This is a genomic window from Constantimarinum furrinae (assembly GCF_014295415.1).
Classification (GTDB): Bacteria; Bacteroidota; Bacteroidia; order Flavobacteriales; family Flavobacteriaceae; genus Constantimarinum; species Constantimarinum furrinae.
In genome coordinates this window covers 1,165,897-1,179,876 of the sequence record NZ_CP052909.1, presented here as the reverse complement: position 1 = coordinate 1,179,876, position 13,980 = coordinate 1,165,897, and the positions used below count along the sequence as shown (strand labels likewise).

The window sequence follows — 13,980 nt, the reverse complement described above, 5'->3', positions numbered from 1 at the left end:
GTATTATGAAAAAAACCCTACAGATCGCAAATATCATTTCGTTTGTAACAGTAATTCTGTTCAATTATGCTGCGGGTACGGGGAATATAAACAACACCACCATAGGGGAAATTTCAAATAACTACCAAACCCTTTTTACTCCGGCATCGTATGCATTTTCAATTTGGGGTTTAATTTATTTGCTCTTATTCGGATTTATAATTTATCAAGGCAGAAGCCTTTTTAAAGCGGTTCGAGATGATGCGTTCATCCTTAAAACCGGATGGTGGTTTGTCACTTCTTGTGTGGCTAACGTATTGTGGATCATTTTTTGGCTTTATGGGTATATCGATATGTCGGTTCTCGCCATGATCGTATTATTATTAGCACTTCTGAAAATAATTATGATAAACCGAATGGAACTTTGGGACGCACCAATTTCGGTTATACTCTTTCTCTGGTGGCCCTTTGTCATCTATGGCGGATGGATTACGGTAGCCACTATTACCAATATTGCCGCTTTTCTAAAAAGCACAGATTGGAGCGGTTGGGGAATCTCCGAAATTACTTGGACCATTTTATTGATTATTATTTCAGGTATGTTAGGTTTGATCGTAATCTGGAAACGAAATATGCGTGAATTCGCTCTTGTTTTAGCGTGGGCGTTGTTCGCTGTCTGTTTAAAGAATTGGGAGTTGGAGTCACCCATTGTATCCTATGTGGCACTTGGAGTGGCAGTGGTGCTCTGTTTTAGTGCTGCGTATCACGGATACAAGAATCAGGCCACTGCACCATATGTGAAATGGAAAGAATACAAGAATTCACACCAAAGAAATTCCAAAATCTAATGCTGAAAAATCAAAGTGGGCGATTCAGTTTGCCTAAGGATGTTTGCTACCTTAACGGTGCCTATATGTCTCCTCAACTCAAATCGGTTGAAGATATAGGGATAACCAATCTCAGACGTAAATCGAATCCAGTTGCGATCACCGAAACAGATTTCTTTTCTGAAAAAGAAGTACTTCGACAACGCTTCTCGACCTTGATCGATACCGAAGATCCACAAAATATCGCCATCATTCCTTCCGTATCGTATGGCATCGCAACGGTGATAAGAAACATAGACTTTGTCGCCGGTGATGAGATCATACTGCTGGAAGCACAATTTCCCAGTAACTATTATGCCTGGAAGCAACTGGAAAAGGAAAAAGGAGTTAGTCTAAAGACCATACAGGCCCCTGCGCTTACAAGCGGTCGTGCCGAGCGTTGGAACGAAGCCTTATTGGCTTCGATTTCGTCTAAGACCAAAGTGGTGGCAATTCCACATGTACATTGGACAGACGGCACTTTATTCGATCTCAAGAAAATTCGTAAACGAACCCATGAAGAAAATGCCTTTTTAATTATCGACGGTACTCAGAGTGTAGGTGCCCTGCCGTTTTCGGTAAAAGAAATTAAGCCGGATGCACTTATCTGTGGAGGATATAAATGGCTCTTGGGTCCTTACAGTCTGGGTCTCGCCTATTTTGGCGAACGTTTTGAACAGGGTGTACCCATTGAAAACAACTGGATGAATCACCGTGGAAGTGAGAATTTTTCAAATCTTGTAAATTATAACCCGCAGTTTAAAGATAAGGCAGTGCGTTTCGATGTGGGCGAATCGAGCAACTTTATATTAACCCCAATGCTTTCCGAAGCTATTCGTCAATTACTGGAATGGACTCCTGAAGCCATTCAGCAATATTGTGAAACGATTTCCGAAAAACCTCTGAAAAGACTTCAGGAGAAAGGCTTTTTTATAGAAGACGCTAAGTACAGGAGTAAACATCTTTTTGGGGTCTACCTTCCCGAAGGAAAGGATATCGTGGATATCAAAGACCTACTTACGAAAAATAAAATTTTTGTTTCGTATCGCGGAAAAGCCATTCGGGTTTCTCCCAATGTATACAACACTAAAGATGACTTGGAAAAATTGGTACATTGTCTATTGCATTCGAAATAACCGGCTTTTATACCATGCCTTTAATATCGTTCCCCCAGGTAGGATAGGCAAAGATCATCGCTTTTAAATGATCGGGTTTTAACTTCCCGCAGAGGGCAAGTACAAATAAATTGATCATCTCTCCGGCATGAGGTGCAATTATATGAGCCCCCAGAATAAGGTCACGTTTTTTATCCACAATGGTTTTGTAGGCATAGGTCTCTTCGTTGATCCGTTTGGCATTAAACCATTTAGGCACACTTTTGTATTCTACCCTTATATCATAGCCCTTTTTTTTGGCTTCAGCTTCCGTAAGTCCGATGGACGCCAACTGCGGAATCGTAAACACCACCGAAGGTACCGGAGGAAAATCCATTTTTGTGTTTCGTCCTTTCCGCAGATTCAAACTTACGACTCTGGCTTCCTGAGAAGAAGTTGGCGTTAAAGGCAGAGATCCACTAGCCGAAACATCCCCACAGGCATAAACAGAATCATTGGTAGTGCTTTGTAAAAATTCATTGACGGTGACCCCGTTTTTTTCAAAAGCCACATTACCCTTATCCAAGTCAAAATCGTCAATAGAGGGCACTCGTCCGGCTGTATTGAAAACGAGTTGCACAGTGATTTGTTCTTCTTTCCCGTTCTTCTGAAAGAAAACCCTGTAATTCTTCCGGAGTTTCTCAACTTTGGTGACTTCAGCATGAAAAATAAACTCAATTCCCAGGGCTTCCGAAGCTTTGGTGAGATGCGCTACGATATCCTCTTCAAATGGACCCAACGGACGGTCTCCAAATTCCACAACCGTGACTTTAACCCCGCAACGGGCTGCAATATGTGCAAATTCCATCCCCACATACCCTGCCCCGATAAAAACAATGCTCTCGGGCAATTCGGGCATGCTTAAAAAATCTTCAGAATACAACACATGTTCGCGCCCGGGAATTTTTAATACTCTGGGTTTCTGTCCGGTAGCAATTACGATCTTTTTGGCCTTAACCGTCTTTCCTTCAACCGACAAGGTATTTTCATCCAAAAACTGTGGGGATTGATGATACATCCTGATTCCCGCTTTCTTCAGTTTTTTCTCGGTGGAAGCCGGTACCGCCTGTGTAAAGCTGTCTTTAAATTTCTGAAGATCCTGCCAATTAATTTCTGGAGCCGAAACAATGCCTTTCCCTTTTAAACTTTCTGAAAGGTGCCGCGCTTCAGTTGCTGCCAGCAATACTGTTTTCGGATCGCAGCCCCGCAATGCGCAGGTACCTCCAAATTCGCGGTGATCTGCAATCGCCACCTTCATTCCTTCGGCAGCGCAATCATACGCTACAGTCTTACCTGCAGTTCCGCTACCAATTACAAACACATCGAACGTCTCTATTCCCATCCTAGAAATGTACCAAAACACCGTGCAATTATATGTTATCAAAATGATAAAACTGTGTTCCTATGGTTTATAAAATTTCTGAACGACCTATCTTTGCCGTCCATGAGCAAAGCAGTAGTATCTTCGCTTTTTGCACAGTCTTCGCAAACCCGAAAACTGAGGGATATTATTGCCCGATCTTCACCCAAGACGATTGTTTCAGGCTTGGCGGGCTCGTCCTTATCGCTTGTTATTGCTGAAGTTTTTAAGACTTCGGAAGTTCCGTTTCTCATAGTGCTGAACGACAAAGAAGAAGCTGCCTATCACCTCAATGACCTCGAAAACCTGTTGGGTGATCAAAATGTATTGTTCTATCCGGGGAGTTACCGCAGACCTTATCAGATTGAAGAGACCGATAACGCGAATGTATTGTTGCGTTCTGAAGTATTAAACCGTATTAATTCGCGCAAAAAACCGGCCATCATCGTAACCTACCCGGAGGCATTGTTCGAAAAGGTAGTGACTCGAAAAGAACTGGAAAAGAATACCTTAAAACTGAAGGTTGGTGAAGAGGTTTCCATCGATTTTGTAAATGAAGTCCTTTTCGCATACAATTTTAAGCGCACCGATTTTGTGACAGAACCCGGCGAATTCTCGGTCCGAGGTGGAATTTTGGATGTATTTTCCTTCAGTAATGACGAACCCTACCGGATCGAATTTTTTGGAGATGAAGTTGACAGCATCCGTACTTTCGATGTGGAAACTCAATTGTCAGACGTTCAGCTTAAGAAAATATCAATCATCCCCAATGTGGAAAACAAATTGCTGGATGAAACCCGTGAAAGTTTCTTAATGTATATCGCCTCCAAAACCGTGGTGTGTTTAAAGAACGAAGAATTGTTGAGCAGTAGTATAGATAAGCTCTTCAAAAAGGCGACCGAAGCCTATACCGATCTCGTTTCAGAAATAAAAAGAACCGAACCCAACGAACTTTTTTGTACCTCCTCGCTTTTAGAACGGCAATTGGAAGATTTTACAAAGCTTGTGTTTAAAAACAAGTCGGAAGATGCGGCAGTGAAATTTCATACGCGTCCACAACCTTCATTCAACAAACAGTTCAATTTGCTTATTGAAAACCTGAACTCCAATGCCGGTTCGGGATATAAAAACTATATTTTCTGTAGCAGCGAACAGCAAGCCAAGCGGTTTCACGATATTTTTGATGATGCCGAACAACAGGTTTCTCAGTATGAGACCATCGTCTTTCCTTTGTTTCAAGGATTTATTGATGATGATGCCAGAAATGTTTGTTATACCGATCATGAGATCTTCGAGCGGTATCATAAATTTCAGCTAAAGAACGGTTATGCCAAAAAACAGGCGATCACTCTAAAAGAACTAACCAATCTGGAAGTGGGTGATTATGTTACTCATATCGACCACGGAATAGGAAAGTTTGGCGGACTCCAAAAAATTGACGTGGAGGGCAAACAACAGGAAGCCATCAAGCTCGTTTACGGCGAAAGAGATATCCTATACCTAAGCATTCATTCCCTCCACAAAATCACCAAATACAACGGCAAGGACGGAAAAGAGCCGAAGATCTACAAACTGGGAAGTGCGGCATGGAAAAAACTGAAACAAAAAACCAAAACCCGCGTAAAACAGATCGCGTTCAATTTAATTGAATTATACGCAAAGCGCAGGCTTCAGAAGGGATTTGCTTACGACCCCGATAGTTATCTGCAACACGAATTGGAATCTTCATTTATCTATGAAGATACCCCAGATCAGGTTACGGCTACTGAAGATGTAAAACGGGATATGGAGAATGAGCGACCTATGGATAGGCTCGTATGCGGAGATGTTGGCTTCGGAAAGACCGAAGTAGCCATTAGAGCAGCCTTTAAAGCGGTCGATAATGGCAAACAGGTCGCTGTATTGGTTCCCACTACCATACTGGCCTTTCAGCATTATAAAACATTTTCTGAACGACTCGCAGAAATGCCCGTAAAAGTAGATTACCTGAATCGTTTTCGAAGTGCCAAACAAAGACGATCTGTGCTGGAAGGACTCGAAAACGGAACGCTGGATATTGTTATTGGAACCCATCAATTGGTCAATAAAACCGTAAAATTTAAGGATCTCGGACTGCTTATAATCGATGAGGAACAAAAATTCGGGGTTGCAGTGAAAGACAAATTAAAAACCATCAAGGAAAATGTCGATACCTTAACACTAACCGCCACTCCTATCCCGCGTACGCTGCAATTCAGTTTAATGGCAGCCCGAGATCTTTCGGTAATTAATACCCCGCCACCAAACAGATACCCCATAGAAACCCATGTGGTAAGGTTTGGAGAAGAAAACATACGGGACGCCATTAGATACGAAATATCCCGTGGCGGACAAGTATTCTTTGTGCATAATAGAATAGAGAACATCAAAGAAGTTGCAGGGCTAATACAGCGATTGGTTCCCGATGCTAAGATCGGGATCGGTCACGGGCAGATGGAAGGAAAGAAACTGGAGCAACTTATGCTGGCGTTTATGAATAATGAATTTGATGTCTTGGTCTCTACAACCATTATAGAAAGCGGATTGGACGTGCCAAACGCCAACACCATTTTTATTAATAATGCCAACAACTTTGGGCTTAGCGACTTGCATCAGATGCGGGGAAGGGTTGGCCGAAGCAACAAAAAGGCGTTCTGTTATTTTATCACTCCACCCTATTCGGCTATGACCGAAGATGCCAGGAAACGAATCACTGCGCTTGAACAATTCAGTGAGTTGGGAAGCGGACTCAACATCGCCATGAAGGATCTTGAGATACGAGGCGCCGGAGATCTGCTGGGAGGAGAGCAAAGCGGTTTCATTAACGAAATAGGTTTCGAAACCTATCAAAAAATTCTTTCCGAAGCCATTGACGAGCTAAAAGAAAAGGAATTTAAAGACCTGTATACAGGTTCCGAACACGAGAAAACGGCCTTTGTAAAGGAAACAACGATCGACACCGATTTTGAATTGCTGTTTCCCGATGATTACATCAATAATATAACGGAAAGACTAAACCTGTATACCAAACTGAACGCTGTAGAGAATGAAGAGCAACTCCTAAAATTTGAAAATGAATTGCTCGATCGTTTTGGCGAACTTCCGAAACAGGCCGAAGATCTGCTAAATAGTGTGAGAATTAAATGGATCGCTATAGCCATGGGGCTCGAGAAAGTGATCATGAAAAAGGGGAAACTTATAGGGTACTTTGTGAGTGACCAGCAAAGTGCATTTTATCAGAGTAATTCGTTTACTGAAGTGTTACAGTATGTGCAGAGCCATCCGCAGCAGGTTACGATGAAGGAAAAGCAAACCCGCAACGGATTGCGATTGTTGCTTTCTTTTGACAGGATCACCTCGGTGGATAAGGCACTGAAAGTTCTACAGCCGTTTCATCAAACCCTGGTTTCTTAAAAATGATAGAACGCATCTTCAAAATGTTGAAGACTTTCTATATGCTTGTTTTTTAAGACAGCAATAATATCAAAACGCACTTCCAGATCGAGATCATTTTTTAGAACGTATTCATTCGCAGCCTTTACAAGGAGTTTTATTTTTCCCTTGCTAACAAAATCCTGTGGGTCTCCAAAAAAATCACTGTTTCTGGTTTTTACTTCAACCGCAATGAGGAGTTTATTCTTTTGTGCAATAATGTCGATTTCAGCCTTCTGAAAAATAAAATTTCGTTCTAGAATAGTATATCCATTTCGAGAAAGATAATCGGTTGCCAGTTGCTCACCAATTTGTCCTAGTTCGTTGTGATAGGCCATAGTTATAATAGAACTATGGGGAGGATGTGCTGCTTTAGAATCGTAAAGTTACCAAATTTGACCCAACTTCCAGAGAACATTTGCGACCCATGATCAATGCCCGGTTATCGTCTATATGGCCGGCAGGAAAACCGAAACAGACCGGAAAATGGTATTGAGCTACTGCCTCAGCAATGATCTGTACAGGGGTTTTCCCAAATGGAATACTATTATCCCGCATATCATTCATCCCGCCAACAATAAGGCCTGCGATGTCTTTCAGCAAACCATTTCGTTTTAAATTGATCATCATTCGATCTATATGATACAACATCTCATCCAAATCTTCAATAAAAAGAATCTTTCCTTTCGTAGAGATTGCTGAAGGGCTTCCCAACAGAGCGGAAAGCAGCGATAAATTTCCGCCTACCAGTTGTCCATTGGCCATTCCGGTTCGGTTTTGAGGCAGCGTCGATGTATATTGAATAGTATACTTCCCTTCAAACAAGGCCTCTTTTACAGTTTCTCGTGTATCTGAAGATTTTGTAAGGATATCGATGGCCATATTGGCGTGTAAGCTTTCTATTCCGAAGTTGTGAATGTGAGCATGTAATACGGTCACATCGCTATATCCTATGATCCATTTTGGTGCCGACTTAAATACTGAAAAATCTAATGCATCAATCAATCGAACCGTTCCATATCCTCCTCTCGCGCACCAGATGGCTTTAATATTTGGATCATCGAGTTGCTGCTGAAGATCGGAAGCTCGCAATGCATCATCTCCCGCGTATTGATGGTCTGAGGCATCTATGCTCTTCCCTAGCACAACGTTAAGTCCCCAGCTTTTTAATAGATCAAGTAAGGGTGCTATTTCGGTTTTGGTGATCTTTCTGGCAGTAGAGACAATGGCAACTGTATCGCCTTCATTGAGTAATGGGGGTGTGATCATGCTGTGATATTATTTTACTTAATGACTAAATTTATAGTGGTTCGGCCGTTGCTGCTTCATAAATGATCTTATGCACATATAATTTAAGTTCTTTTGCCTTTTCGTCCAAAGAAGAATGAGGCGCGTCTCCAATAAATTCTTTAGGAACCTCTTTATCGGTCTTTAAATACACAAACAATTTGTCATTTGTTAGATTCCCATCATTAAAATCGACAGCTCCGGCAAATTCCCACTGAAATCCGTAAAAATTTACCGGGATTTTATTTATCGCATTTAATTCCTCAAGGGTCATCCCCGGAGTTACCCCTGTCTTGGAATGAAACTTATTGGACCGGTTCGTGACTGTTACCCGCCAAACTCGGGTGGAATCGTTGGGTAAAAAGTCGATCTCCACTTCATTCCCCGTTCCGGGATATATTGTTGTAGACTTTAAAAAAGACATGCCTTCGTTGGCAGAGATCAGTTCTGATTTCATGTCCCCTTTTGCAAATGCCTCGTGTAGTTTCCCGTGATTGGCAAGTCTAGAAATTTCTTCCAGCGTGGTTACCTCTTTGAAGGGAGTTTCGCTCACTGCTTGAATTTCGATATCCTGAGCGTCTGCTTTATTTTCGTTCTTGCATCCCGTAAGCACTATAAAAAAACTCGGAATAAGTGCTAGTATCAGTTTTTTCATCATTTTTCTTTTAAAGATATAAATCTTAGGCTTTCCATACCTCATCATCTCTAAATTGTTGCCGAAAATACTACCTTTGCGCTTTAGCAAATTTTCATGAGTTCACCAAAGAGATATACTATTACCGCCGCCTTACCATATACCAATGGGCCGGTGCATATTGGTCATTTGGCAGGGGTCTATGTACCCGCCGATATCTACGCGCGCTTCCAGCGTTTAATGAATAAGGATGTAGCATTTGTTTGCGGAAGCGACGAACACGGCGTTCCAATTACCTTAAAAGCTAAAAAAGAAGGTGTGACTCCTCAGGAGGTAGTGGATAAATACCACGCTATTATAAAAAAGTCATTTGAAGATTTCGGAATTTCATTCGATAATTATTCGCGCACCTCGGCAAAGATCCATCATGAAACGGCTTCAGATTTCTTTAAAAAGCTTTATGACGACGAAAAATTTATCGAAGAAGTAACCGAACAATTGTACGACGAAGAAGCCGGACAATTTCTTGCCGATCGTTTCATTTTGGGTACCTGTCCAAAATGCGGATTCGAAGAAAGTTACGGGGACCAATGTGAAAATTGCGGTACTTCACATAACGCTACCGATCTAATTAATCCAAAAAGTGTGATCTCCGGAAACAAGCCGGTTCTAAAAGAGACCAAACACTGGTTCCTTCCGTTAGATCGATACGAAAACTGGTTAAAAGAGTGGATCGTAAAAGGGCACAAAAAAGACTGGAAGACCAATGTCTACGGACAATGTAAATCTTGGATCGATGACGGCCTCCGTCCAAGAGCCGTAACGCGTGATCTGGATTGGGGGATTCCCGTTCCGGTGGAAGGAGCAGAAGGAAAAGTACTCTATGTGTGGTTCGATGCACCTATAGGTTATATTTCTGCTACCAAGGAATGGGCAGCCCGGGAAGGCAAGGATTGGGAACCTTACTGGAAAAATGAAGATACTAAGCTGCTGCATTTTATTGGAAAGGACAATATCGTTTTTCATTGCATCATCTTTCCAAGCATGCTGAAGGCTGAAGGAAGCTATACCCTCCCCAACAATGTGCCTGCCAACGAATTTTTAAATCTGGAGGGCAATAAGATCTCGACCAGCAAGAACTGGGCGGTATGGTTACACGAATATTTAGAAGATTTTCCCAACCAGCAGGATGTATTGCGTTATGTACTTACCGCCAATGCTCCTGAAACCAAGGACAACGATTTTACCTGGAGCGATTTTCAGGCGCGAAACAATAATGAGTTGGTGGCGATCTTCGGAAATTTCATCAACCGGGTGGTTGTGCTAACGGATAAATACTACGACGGAGCCGTCCCCGAACCTTCAGAATTTACTGAAACCGACAGCCAGGCTCTGAACGAGTTACGAGCCTATCCTGCGGTGATCTCCAGTTCGATAGAGCGTTATCGTTTCCGCGAAGCGCAAATGGAACTTATGAATGTCGCGCGATTGGGCAACAAGTACCTGGCCGATGAAGAACCGTGGAAGACCATAAAGACCGATGCCGATCGCACCCAAACGATTATGTATGTGGCCTTGCAGATCGCGGCAGCCTTGGCCGTTTTAAGCGAGCCCTTTTTGCCGTTTACTTCAGAAAAACTAAATAACATCCTTGATCTAAAGAAGGGAGATCCTAATAAACGATTACGTTGGTCGGACATTGAAACCAAAGAAGCTTTACTTATGCCCGGTCATCACATCGGCAAAGGAGAATTGTTATTCAGTAAAATGGAAGACGAGCAAATAGCGGCACAAATAGAGAAATTACAACAAAGTAAAAAAGATAACGAAGCGATGAATGCAACGGTAACACCACAAAAAGACACCATCACCTTCGATGATTTTACCAAGCTCGATATGCGGGTGGGAACCATTATTGAGGCCGAAAAAATGCCTAAGGCGAAAAAACTACTCGTGCTGAAAGTTGATACCGGAATTGATGTGCGAACTATAGTTTCGGGTATAGCCGAAAGTTTTACGGCCGAGGAAGTTATTGGGAAAAAGGTAACTGTACTTGTCAACCTTGCTCCCAGAGCGTTACGAGGCGTGGACAGTGAGGGCATGATCCTAATGACCGAAATGCCGGACGGTAAACTTGTTTTTGTAAATCCCGATGATGCCGGGGTAAACAACGGAGCCACCATAAATTAAGAAAGCCGCTGCGCAAGGCAGCGGCTTTAAAAGAGCAGTGAATGAGCGCTATTTACTGCCCAACATCAGAAGCTCGTTACAAACGATCTCTGTGGTGTACCGCTTGTTTCCTTCCTTGTCTTCCCAGCTTCGGGTATTGATCTTTCCTTCAACCGCAACTTCTTTTCCTTTGCCTACGTAATTTTCAACCACGTCTGCGGTCTTTCCGAAGCAAACGATATTGTGCCACTGCGTATCGGTAACCCGCTCCCCGTCTTTATTTTTATAAGTATCGTTAGTCGCAATACTGAATTTTGCCAATTTCTTACCGGATTCCAGCGTAATGACTTCCGGGTCGTTTCCTAAATTACCGATCAACTGTACTTTGTTTCTTAGTGTACTCATAATTTTAAATTTTAATAATTAAACAGTTAAGATGAATCCCGGATCCTTTCCGGGAACTTTCGTTCTGAATCGAAACCAGCGGTTTGTCTGTACACAACGAACCCACTCCATCGAATCAACAGTACAAATATGAAACAACATCTCGAAAAGAGTCGGTAGGTACTTATTTACTTTCGTTTGTAAATGTTTGCAACGGATATATTGCTGGGACACAAGATCTTAAAAAGGATGATTTTAGGTTATATTTGTCTAGTACAAGTTCTTTTGTGGAACATACTGTATTTATATAACACGTTAGCAATCATTGAAAACAGACAAATTTTAAAATAAAGAAACGATAACTTATGAGCGAATGGATAGAATTTCTTTGGAGAGCAATCTTTATTGGGATTGGTGCGACTTTGGTTATGGATATTTACAAAATAATTATTAAGAAACTTTTGGGTATAAAATCATTGGACTTTGGTTTGGTTGGACGATGGATTGGTCATTTCACAAAAGGACAATTTTATCATAACAACATTACCAAATCAACCCCGGTAAGAGGCGAAAAAATTATAGGTTGGACTGCTCACTATCTAATTGGAATTTCATTTACCACTTTGTTACTCTTTATTTGGGGAATTGGGTGGACTAAAAACCCAACAATTATTCCAGCATTAATTATAGGAATTCTGACTGTCGCAGCACCCCTATTTATTATGCAACCAGCTTTGGGATTTGGAGTAGCAGCATCAAAAACACCGAATCCGAAAGTTTCTAGAATTAGTAGTTTTTTAACGCATACTATTTATGGATTAGGAATTTATTTAGCAGCACTATTATTGAAAATAGTATTAAATTAAAATGATAGAAAGGAAAACAACGAACCGCTAACAACGGCTATCGCTAACAGTTACTCGTGGATTAATTTTAACTTGAATTCTCATACTGTACTATCTTCCCATTAAACAAATCCCGAACACGGTTACCCGCCACAATCGTTATACGAAACCGTTATGCACAATGAAATTGAAGACTAAAAGCCCGTTTATTTGGAATTATGTCCTATCATCGTATTCGAAAATTGCTTCAATGGATAATTGAAATAAATTCGACATTTTAAACGCTAATGGTAAACTTGGATCAAACTTGCCCTTCTCAATGGCATTAATAGTTTGGCGCGAAACCGACAATAAATCAGCAAGATCGGCTTGCGTCATATCTCTTTCTGCGCGAAGTACTTTTAATTTATTTTTCATATATAGCGCTTTTTTCCAATGACTATTGCTATAATATAAGTGATACCGATTAACATCACCAGAAAGGCAATTTCCGCATCACCCGAAATGACATTAGCTATGTCCATTACTGAATAACTCAGTCCTCCCACGATTCCAACACCCAAAGCAACTGCCATGGCATCCAATTGAATTTTCTTTTGAAGTTCATCAAGTGCAGCCAAGTGTTTGATGTGTGCCAAGATCAATCCTGAACCAATAGTCATATTAATTGCAATTGCGATAATACTCCAAGTGGTGTCCTGTTGCCAGATAAACTTTGGCCCAAAGGTTGCCAATGCCAGAGACATTAACCACAAAAGCGACCACAACGCCAGATTAATAGTGGCTTTTTTCAATTGTTTGCTTACGTTCTTATTTTTCATTTGTAAAGTGTATTTGTTTATTTGTAAGGTTTATTTTACACAAATTTAATATAATTTTTATAAATGACAAGTTTTATTTACATTTATCAAAGTAACTATGCTTTTTGTTGTTTAGCAATATATTGGAGAAATTAAAGATGTCTTAAAAAATCAAGAATTGATAGAGCAAAAGGATAGAAGTGCGTGCAAATTAGAAAGTGCGTAACATCGGCTATTTCTGCAGTGTTGAAAATCCTACTAAAACCACGCATTTCATCAAAAACACCTATCTTAGAATCTGACAAGATCGCGTTGGCAGTTTGGTCCTGGCTCCGAAACGCACGCTCTGAAGTAGGCTGCGATTTAGCTCAGGGTTTGCAAGCTTTGCTCCCGCAAATTTTTTGACACGGTGATCCATCCGCTAAACGGACTCACGAGGATTAGACGAAACCCTAAGCGCAACAAAATGATGACAATCCAAAAAGTAAGCATATGACAAACTACATAGATGGCTTCGTTGTTCCCATCCCTCGAATTTATTTGGAGGAATACAAAAAAGCTGCCGAAAAAATAGCTGAAATATGGAAAGAATATGGGGCACTTGCGTATTTTGAATTCGTTGGTGATGATCTTTTCTTGGAAGGCACAACGTCATTTACCGATGCCATAGAAGCACAAGAGGACGAAGACATTGTATTTGGCTGGGTTCTTTTTCCGTCAAAGGAAATTCGCGACTTAGCCAACAAAAAAGTCCCGGAAGATCCACGAATGGCAGCGTTGGTTGCGCCTTTGATCAATTCAGACAAATTGATCTTTGATGCCGGTAGAATGGTTTATGGAGGGTTTACATCTCTTGTAGCTGCAAAAGAATAGTTGCGAACTTAGGGTGCAAAAAGCAAACCCCTGTCCTGCAATCATTTGCAGCATAGTTGCCGCGGAAGGAACGCAATTATTTTTAATCTCCGGAGATCAACTTAAGAAAATTTGACGTAATTTTATTTGTGCACCACGAACCATATCTTCGGATATAAAAATTTCGCTTTGGTGAGGTA

13 protein-coding genes are annotated in these 13,980 nt (G+C 41.3%); 6 read left to right on the top strand and 7 right to left on the bottom strand.

Annotated elements, in window-relative coordinates:
* The first annotated feature begins 5 nt into the window (after nt 1-5).
* Entirely contained in the window at nt 6-827 is an 822-nt protein-coding gene (locus ALE3EI_RS05445) for a tryptophan-rich sensory protein (RefSeq protein ID WP_186991718.1), read from the top strand.
* A complete protein-coding gene (locus tag ALE3EI_RS05440) occupies nt 827-1,981 on the top strand; it encodes an aminotransferase class V-fold PLP-dependent enzyme (protein ID WP_186991716.1) in 1,155 nt (384 codons plus the stop codon). Before ALE3EI_RS05445 ends, ALE3EI_RS05440 begins: the two co-directional genes overlap by 1 nt.
* A gap of 7 nt (nt 1,982-1,988) precedes the next feature.
* Here ALE3EI_RS05440 and ALE3EI_RS05435 read toward each other — a convergent pair whose 3' ends face one another.
* On the bottom strand, nt 1,989-3,341 hold the full coding sequence (locus tag ALE3EI_RS05435; RefSeq protein ID WP_186991714.1) for a dihydrolipoyl dehydrogenase family protein: 1,353 nt from the start codon (nt 3,339-3,341) through the stop codon (nt 1,989-1,991).
* A gap of 102 nt (nt 3,342-3,443) precedes the next feature.
* On the opposite strand from ALE3EI_RS05435, the gene mfd reads away from it, so the two are divergent.
* Entirely contained in the window at nt 3,444-6,791 is a 3,348-nt protein-coding gene (gene mfd, locus ALE3EI_RS05430) for a transcription-repair coupling factor (protein ID WP_186991711.1), read from the top strand.
* Here the strand turns inward: mfd and ALE3EI_RS05425 are convergent.
* From ALE3EI_RS05425 to ALE3EI_RS05415, 3 genes are read right to left on the bottom strand one after another with little or no spacing between them, the layout of a single operon-like run.
* Nucleotides 6,788-7,147 carry a YraN family protein gene (locus ALE3EI_RS05425; protein ID WP_186991709.1) on the bottom strand — a complete coding sequence of 120 codons (360 nt, stop codon included), beginning with the start codon at nt 7,145-7,147 and terminating at the stop codon, nt 6,788-6,790. The genes mfd and ALE3EI_RS05425 overlap by 4 nt on opposite strands.
* Before the next feature lie 34 nt (nt 7,148-7,181).
* Nucleotides 7,182-8,078, bottom strand: a complete 897-nt coding sequence (locus ALE3EI_RS05420) for a S66 peptidase family protein (RefSeq protein ID WP_186991707.1) — start codon at nt 8,076-8,078, stop codon at nt 7,182-7,184.
* 31 nt (nt 8,079-8,109) lie between these two features.
* On the bottom strand, nt 8,110-8,754 hold the full coding sequence (locus ALE3EI_RS05415; protein WP_186991705.1) for a hypothetical protein: 645 nt from the start codon (nt 8,752-8,754) through the stop codon (nt 8,110-8,112).
* Between the two features lie 93 nt (nt 8,755-8,847).
* Between ALE3EI_RS05415 and metG the strand changes: the two genes are divergently transcribed.
* Nucleotides 8,848-10,920 (top strand): methionine--tRNA ligase, encoded by a 2,073-nt coding sequence (metG, locus tag ALE3EI_RS05410; RefSeq protein WP_186991703.1) that lies wholly within the window; start codon nt 8,848-8,850, stop codon nt 10,918-10,920.
* Nucleotides 10,921-10,968: 48 nt separating this feature from the next.
* Here the strand turns inward: metG and ALE3EI_RS05405 are convergent, their stop codons facing one another.
* A complete protein-coding gene (locus tag ALE3EI_RS05405) occupies nt 10,969-11,304 on the bottom strand; it encodes a single-stranded DNA-binding protein (protein WP_186991701.1) in 336 nt (111 codons plus the stop codon).
* Between the two features lie 344 nt (nt 11,305-11,648).
* Here ALE3EI_RS05405 and ALE3EI_RS05400 point away from each other — a divergent pair, with 344 nt between their 5' ends.
* Nucleotides 11,649-12,149, top strand: a complete 501-nt coding sequence (locus tag ALE3EI_RS05400; RefSeq protein WP_186991699.1) for a DUF2938 domain-containing protein — start codon at nt 11,649-11,651, stop codon at nt 12,147-12,149.
* A gap of 195 nt (nt 12,150-12,344) precedes the next feature.
* Here ALE3EI_RS05400 and ALE3EI_RS05395 read toward each other — a convergent pair whose 3' ends face one another.
* Both ALE3EI_RS05395 and ALE3EI_RS05390 read right to left on the bottom strand, forming a co-directional pair.
* Nucleotides 12,345-12,545 (bottom strand): helix-turn-helix transcriptional regulator, encoded by a 201-nt coding sequence (locus tag ALE3EI_RS05395; RefSeq protein ID WP_186991697.1) that lies wholly within the window; start codon nt 12,543-12,545, stop codon nt 12,345-12,347.
* Nucleotides 12,542-12,949, bottom strand: a complete 408-nt coding sequence (locus ALE3EI_RS05390) for a hypothetical protein (RefSeq protein WP_186991695.1) — start codon at nt 12,947-12,949, stop codon at nt 12,542-12,544. Before ALE3EI_RS05390 ends, ALE3EI_RS05395 begins: the two co-directional genes overlap by 4 nt.
* 471 nt (nt 12,950-13,420) lie before the next feature.
* Here ALE3EI_RS05390 and ALE3EI_RS05385 point away from each other — a divergent pair, with 471 nt between their 5' ends.
* Complete coding sequence (locus ALE3EI_RS05385; protein WP_186991693.1) at nt 13,421-13,801, top strand: DUF1428 domain-containing protein; 381 nt, start codon at nt 13,421-13,423, stop codon at nt 13,799-13,801.
* The last annotated feature ends 179 nt before the right edge of the window (nt 13,802-13,980 follow it).

Coding starts and splice junctions, on each gene's coding strand:
- ALE3EI_RS05445 (WP_186991718.1), top strand. CDS start 6: ATGAAAAAAACCCTACAGATCGCAAATATCATTTCGTTTGTAACAGTA.
- ALE3EI_RS05440 (WP_186991716.1), top strand. CDS start 827: ATGCTGAAAAATCAAAGTGGGCGATTCAGTTTGCCTAAGGATGTTTGC.
- ALE3EI_RS05435 (WP_186991714.1), bottom strand. CDS start 3,341: ATGGGAATAGAGACGTTCGATGTGTTTGTAATTGGTAGCGGAACTGCA.
- mfd (WP_186991711.1), top strand. CDS start 3,444: ATGAGCAAAGCAGTAGTATCTTCGCTTTTTGCACAGTCTTCGCAAACC.
- ALE3EI_RS05425 (WP_186991709.1), bottom strand. CDS start 7,147: ATGGCCTATCACAACGAACTAGGACAAATTGGTGAGCAACTGGCAACC.
- ALE3EI_RS05420 (WP_186991707.1), bottom strand. CDS start 8,078: ATGATCACACCCCCATTACTCAATGAAGGCGATACAGTTGCCATTGTC.
- ALE3EI_RS05415 (WP_186991705.1), bottom strand. CDS start 8,754: ATGATGAAAAAACTGATACTAGCACTTATTCCGAGTTTTTTTATAGTG.
- metG (WP_186991703.1), top strand. CDS start 8,848: ATGAGTTCACCAAAGAGATATACTATTACCGCCGCCTTACCATATACC.
- ALE3EI_RS05405 (WP_186991701.1), bottom strand. CDS start 11,304: ATGAGTACACTAAGAAACAAAGTACAGTTGATCGGTAATTTAGGAAAC.
- ALE3EI_RS05400 (WP_186991699.1), top strand. CDS start 11,649: ATGAGCGAATGGATAGAATTTCTTTGGAGAGCAATCTTTATTGGGATT.
- ALE3EI_RS05395 (WP_186991697.1), bottom strand. CDS start 12,545: ATGAAAAATAAATTAAAAGTACTTCGCGCAGAAAGAGATATGACGCAA.
- ALE3EI_RS05390 (WP_186991695.1), bottom strand. CDS start 12,949: ATGAAAAATAAGAACGTAAGCAAACAATTGAAAAAAGCCACTATTAAT.
- ALE3EI_RS05385 (WP_186991693.1), top strand. CDS start 13,421: ATGACAAACTACATAGATGGCTTCGTTGTTCCCATCCCTCGAATTTAT.